3 protein-coding genes are annotated in these 6000 nt (G+C 64.0%); all 3 read right to left on the bottom strand.

Translation table 11 applies throughout. The features are described from left to right. On the bottom strand, positions 1 to 1428 hold a 1428-nt coding region (locus JFT66_RS23445; protein ID WP_233097181.1), incomplete at its 3' end, for an efflux transporter outer membrane subunit. Beyond that, entirely contained in the window at positions 1425 to 4601 is a 3177-nt protein-coding gene (locus JFT66_RS23440) for an efflux RND transporter permease subunit (RefSeq protein ID WP_198860276.1), read from the bottom strand. The genes JFT66_RS23440 and JFT66_RS23445, both read right to left, overlap by 4 nt. Further along, positions 4598 to 5764 carry an efflux RND transporter periplasmic adaptor subunit gene (locus JFT66_RS23435; RefSeq protein ID WP_034120016.1) on the bottom strand — a complete coding sequence of 389 codons (1167 nt, stop codon included), beginning with the start codon at positions 5762 to 5764 and terminating at the stop codon, positions 4598 to 4600. The genes JFT66_RS23440 and JFT66_RS23435 overlap by 4 nt, the downstream gene beginning before the upstream one ends. Positions 5765 to 6000 lie beyond the last annotated feature (236 nt).

The raw sequence follows: 6000 nt of genomic DNA, 5'->3' as shown, positions 1-6000 counted from the left end.
GTTTTTGTTGTGAAGTAGACGGGGACCACCGAGATCTAAGCGGAGTGGATCGTCGGCAGCGTCAGATGTGAAGAAGAGACAGGTACGCGCCGCCGTCAACGCACGGCGACTGGCAAAGTCCGCGCGTTCGGCCTCAAGTACATCCAGATACACGCCCTCGCCTTCGGCAAAACGCGTGCGCGCAAACCTGGCCGCCTCACGATTGGCCGCCGCCTCCAGCAGCCGCAGGCCCAAGGTGCTGCCTGCGGCACTGTTGGCCTGGAACGCATCGTCGGTTTCCTGCAAGGCACGCAATACGGTCTGGTCATAGGCGATCAAGGCCGCCTGGGTACGCGACTCGCTGGCGGCGATCCGCGCACGCACGCGTGCGGTGTCCAGCAGCGACCAGCGAATCACCGGTGCGATAAAGTTCGACTGCATGCCCGCATCACCCAGGGAGCCAAGACTACCGGCCAGTAACCCGATGGAGCCCTGCACCTGGATATCCGGATACAAACCGGCGGTTTCCACACCTATTTGTGCGGTCTCAGCCGCCAGCGTGCGTTCAGCCGCAGCAATATCGGCGCGCCGGGCCAACAAGCCGGCCGGGTCGCCCACTTGCAGGGTGCGCAGGTTCAAGGGCTCACGACCGGGCCTGGCCAGCGGCGGCTTGAACCCTTGCGGCGCCTGCCCCAGCAGCACCGCCAAGGCGTTGGTGGAGGTTGCGCGACGCCGCTCAAGATCGGGCGCTACCGCCTCGACATTGCGCAGCAATGCCTCGGCGCGCAGCCGGTCGAACTCGGTGGCGGCGCCGACGCTGACCAGATGCCCCACCAGGCCCAGGCTGTCGCGCTGGCTCTGGCTGATGTCAGCAACCACCGCTTGTTCGGCTTCGATTCCTTGCAGTTCAAACCAGGTGGCGGCGACAGTGGCCGCGACGCTCGCCTGCACACTGCGCAGCAGCGCCTGGCGCGACCCGGCCTGGGCCTGCGCCACCTCAACCGAGCGACGCACGCGGCCAAACAGGTCGATTTCCCAGGCCGCATCCAGGGCCGCGCGGGTGGACTCAACGGAGCGCTGCTCGCCGTATGGCGTCTCGACTTCACTGCGCCGTCGGTGCTCATAACCGAGGGCGGCACCGCCGCTGGGCAAGAACCCCTGCCGGCTTTCGCGCAGCATCGCCTTGGCTTCGTCCAGGCGTGCGGCGGCGATACCGATGTCGTGGTTGGCCGCCAGCGCTTGCTGGATCAATTGGCTGAGTGCCGGCTCGTCGAACACCTGCCACCACTGCGCCTCGACATCGCCGGTACCGAGACCGGCGACGGGTGCACCGAAGCTTGCCGGCCGCTGCGCAGCGGGCAGTACAGGCTCGGAATAATCAGGCCCCACCGAGGCGCAACCGGCCACCAGCAGCAAGGGCAACAGAAACGCTGGATAAGACCGTCTCATGATGCGCGCTCCTCCAACTGCAACTTCGGACTCGAACCCTGACGCTGCACGCGCAGCGCCAGGCTGCGCATCACTACGTAGAACACCGGTGTGAGGAACAGGCCGAACAGCGTCACCCCGAGCATGCCGGCAAACACCGCAACGCCCATGGCGTGACGCATTTCGGCGCCGGCGCCGCTGGCAAATACCAGCGGTACCACACCGGCGATGAACGCCAGGGACGTCATCAGGATCGGCCGCAAACGCAGTTGGCAGGCGTGGATAACCGCCTCCAGCGGGCTGGCGCCTTCGGCTTCAAGACTGCGGGCAAACTCGACGATCAGAATGGCGTTTTTCGCCGCCAGCCCGACCAGTACCACCAGCCCGATCTGCACGAACACGTTGTTGTCGCCATCCACTAGCCACACGCCGATGATCGCGCTGAGCAAGCACATGGGCACGATCAGCAAGACGGCCAAAGGCAGCAGCCAGCTGTTGTACTGCGCGGCGAGGATCAGGTACGCCAGCAACACACACAGCGGGAAAATAAACAGTGCCGATGACCCCGCGAGCTTCTGCTGGTAGGTCAAGTCCGTCCACTCATAGGTCACGCCTTCGGGCAACACCTCTTGCGCCAGGCGCTCCATGAGTGCAACGGCCTGACCCGAACTGACCCCGGGCATCGCCCCACCGGAGATATCCGCCGAAGGGTAGCCGTTGTAATGAATCACGCGGTCGGGGCCGGAACCCGGGGTGACGGTGACAAACGCCGACAACGGCAGCATGTCCCCGGCCGCATTGCGCACTTGCAGGCGGCCGATGGCTTCGGCCTGCATGCGGTGGTCCGCATCGGCCTGGGCAGTAACCTTGTAGGTGCGACCGAACCGGTTGAAGTCGTTGACATACAACGAACCGAGGTACACCTGCAGTGACTCGAACACATCCGCCAGGCGCACGCCCTGGCTCTTGACCTGGGTGCGGTCGATATCGACATTCAGCTGAGGCGCGTTGACGTCCAGGCTGGTCATCAAGCCGGCGATCTGGCCTGACTCGGTGGCTTTGGTCATCAGCAGCTGGGTCTGCTGCACCAATGCGTCAAGCCCCACCCCGCCACGGTCCTCGACCTGCAGCTTGAAGCCCCCGGTGACGCCAAGGCCGGGCACTGGCGGCGGCGGAAACACGCCGAGGAAACCGTCAGGAATGCTCGCGAACTTGGCTTGCAGGCGCCCGGCGATGGCGACTGCGGCCATGTCGGGCGAGGTACGTTCCTTGAACGGATCGAGCATGACGAACATCACCGCAGCATTCGGCACATTAACGAAGCCGTTGACCGACAGCCCAGGGAACGCCACCACGCTTTCGACCCCGGGTTCATCCAGGGCGATTTTCGACATCTGCCGCACCACCGCATCGGTACGATCCAGTGAGGCCGAATTGGGCAATTGGGCGATGCCGACCAGGTAGTACTTGTCTTGCATCGGCACGAAGCCCGCCGGAACGGCGCTGAAGCCGAACCAGGTCAACGCCAGCAACCCGCCATAAGCCACCAATGCCAAACCGCGACGACCGACGACCTTGCGCACCGTGTTGCCATACGCCTGGGGCGCACGCTGAAACGGCCGACCCAGTACCTCCACCAGGTGCGCGGCACGCCCGCGAAGGCTGCGCGGGTCGTGGACCACGGCTGCACCGCGTGGCCGCAGCAACAAGCCGGCCAGCGCCGGGCTGAGGGTCAACGAGTTGACCGCCGAGAGGATCGTGGAAATCGCGATGGTCAGCGCAAATTGCCGATAGAACTCACCTTGCAGGCCACTGAGGAAGGCCGTGGGAATAAACACCGCAGCCAGCACCGAGGTGATCGCAATAATGGGCCCTGTGACCTCGCCCATCGCACGCCGCGCAGCTTGCGTGGGCTCCTCGCCGTTCTCGATATGCCGCTCGACGTTCTCGACCACCACGATGGCATCGTCGACCACGATACCGATCGATAGCACCAGGCCGAACAACGACAAGGTATTGAGGGAAAAACCCATCAGGTGCATGACCGCGAAGGTGCCGATAATCGACACTGGCACGGCCATCAACGGGATCAGCGATGCACGCCAGTTACGCAGGAACACCACCACCACGATGACCACCAGCAGGATCGCTTCCATCAAGGTGATGGCGACGGATTCCAGCGAAGCGCGTACAAACACGGTCGGGTCATAGGCAATCCGCGATACCAGCCCTTCGGGGAAATTGGTCTGCAGACGCTGCATGGTATCGCGCACCGCCTGCGCCACATCGAGCGCATTGGCCCCCGGGCTCTGGATGATTTGCAAGGCCACGGCCGGCTCACCGTCCAACAGGCTGCGCAGCGCGTAGGCATCGGCGCCCATTTCGATACGCGCCACATCGCGCAGGCGCGTCACCTGGCCGTTATCGCCGGTGCGAATGATGATGTCGCCGAACTGCTCCTCATCCGTCAGGCGCCCAAGGGTGTTGACCGTGACTTGGAAGGCCGCACTGGAATCAGGCGCTTGCCCGACGGAGCCGGCCGCCACTTGCACGTTCTGCTCGCGCACTGCGCTAATCACATCGCCGGCGGTCAAGCCACGGGCGGCGATCAAGTCCGGGGCCAGCCACAGCCGCATGCTGTATTCGCCCGCGCCCCACACCAGCACATCGTTGATCCCCGGGAGGCGCGACAGCTCGTCGCGCACCTGCAGGTAGGCATAGTTGGAAATGTACAGCGGGTCATAACGTTTGTCGGGAGACAGCAGGTGGACCACCATGAGGATGTCCGGCGAGGTCTTTTGCGTGACCACGCCGAGGCGCTGCACCTCTTCGGGCAAGCGCGGCAAGGCTCGCGAAACGCGGTTCTGCACCTGGATCTGGGCCATGTCGGCATTGGTGCCCTGAGCGAAGGTTGCAGTCAGGATCATGCGGCCATCGGTGGCCGCTTGCGACGTCATGTACAGCATGCCCTCGACGCCGGTAATCACCTGTTCCAATGGCGCTGCCACCGTCTCGGCAATCACCTGCGGGTTGGCCCCCGGATAAGAAGCGGTGACTTGCACAGTGGGCGGCGTGACTGCGGGGTATTCGCTCAGCGGCAGATGGAAGAAGGCCACGATGCCGCCAATCATCATCAACACCGACAAGACGATGGCGAAGATCGGCCGATCAATGAAAAAGCGTGGGAAGCTCATTGCACGCCCCCCACGGTCAACGGTGCCTCAAGCACCTTGCCCTCGATGCTGGCGGCCAGCGGCGTCACCTGCATGCCGGGGCGCACCAGGCCCTTGACGACAATACGCTCGCCCGGTTGCAAGCCTTGTTCGATCACGCGCAGGCCGTCGGCCATCGGGCCCAGTTCGACCGGGCGGTACTCGGTCTTGTCGCCTTCGCCGACTACCAGCACATAGCGGCGGCCCTGGTCAGTGCCGATGGAATGGTCGGCGATCAACACACGAGGTTGCGCCGCGCCGGTGTCCAGCTTGACCTTGGCGAACAGCCCGGGCGTCAAGCGCCCGTCCGGGTTGTCGACCACCGCACGCACGCGCACGGTGCCGGTCTTGCGGTCGGCCGCGTTGGCCAGAAAGTCCACCCGCCCAGCCCGTGCATAGGTCGCATCGTTGAGCATCGCCACCATGACCTTGGCAGCTTTTTCGCCCTTCGACCCAGCGTGTGCCCGCGTCGCGGCAAGCGAGTGCAGGTAGGTGCGCTCGTCGACATCGAAATACACATGCAACGGGTCGATGGAGACGATAGTCGTCAACGCCGTCACCCCTTGAGTCACGTAGTTGCCTTCGGTAACGAGCGCGCGGTCGATGCGGCCGCTGATGGGCGCGGTGACGCGGGTGTAGCTCAGGTCCAATTGGGCCGCATCCAGTGCGGCTTTGGCGGCCTCCACCTGTGCCCTGCCGGCGTTCAACGAGGCAATGGCGGTATCGAGACGATCACGCGCCACCACCTTCTTGGCGAACAGTTGCTCGGCTCGACCATGTTCGGCCTGGGCGAGCAGCGCGTTGGCCTCGGCCTCACGCAAGCGCGCCTTGGCAGCATTCAACGCCGCCTGGAACCCGCGCGGATCGATCACAAACAACGGGCTACCCTTGGCGACGAATTGGCCTTCGGGCACGCTGACATTTTGCAGATAGCCGCTGACACGCGGGCGCAACTCTACCTGATCAATGGCGGTGAGCGATCCGGTGTACTCGACAAACGGGGTCACCGCTCGCGCAACCACCTCGGCCACTGGCACACCCGGCGGCTTGGCGGCCGCGGCCGGCGGCGCGCTGTCTGTGCATCCGCCCAGCGTCAACACCACGGCCATCGCCCCGGTGATCAGGCTTATTGGTTTGGCGTACATCGTTCACCCTCCTTGGAATTTTCAAGAAAAACCGACACTGAGGGTTTTTATCGGGCTTGCCATATTGGGAAGGTCAAGCGCTGTAAAGCCGATAGGTATGTTTTTGGCTGAAGGGTGTTTGGAGGGGGGCGGCCTGACTGCGGGCGACTATCTAAATGATGCAACGCGATCCAACTGTGGGGCTGGCTTGCCTGCGAAGGCGGCCTGGCAGCTGGCCAGGATATTGGATCAGACTT

It is taken from the genome of Pseudomonas sp. MF6755 (assembly GCF_016405635.1).
GTDB lineage: Bacteria > Pseudomonadota > Gammaproteobacteria > Pseudomonadales > Pseudomonadaceae > Aquipseudomonas > Aquipseudomonas haemolytica.
This window is presented reverse-complemented; position numbering and strand designations above follow the sequence as displayed.

Excerpts from the sequence above, each read along its gene's own strand:
- JFT66_RS23440 (WP_198860276.1), bottom strand. The coding sequence starts at position 4,601 with ATGAGCTTCCCACGCTTTTTCATTGATCGGCCGATCTTCGCCATCGTC.
- JFT66_RS23435 (WP_034120016.1), bottom strand. The coding sequence starts at position 5,764 with ATGTACGCCAAACCAATAAGCCTGATCACCGGGGCGATGGCCGTGGTG.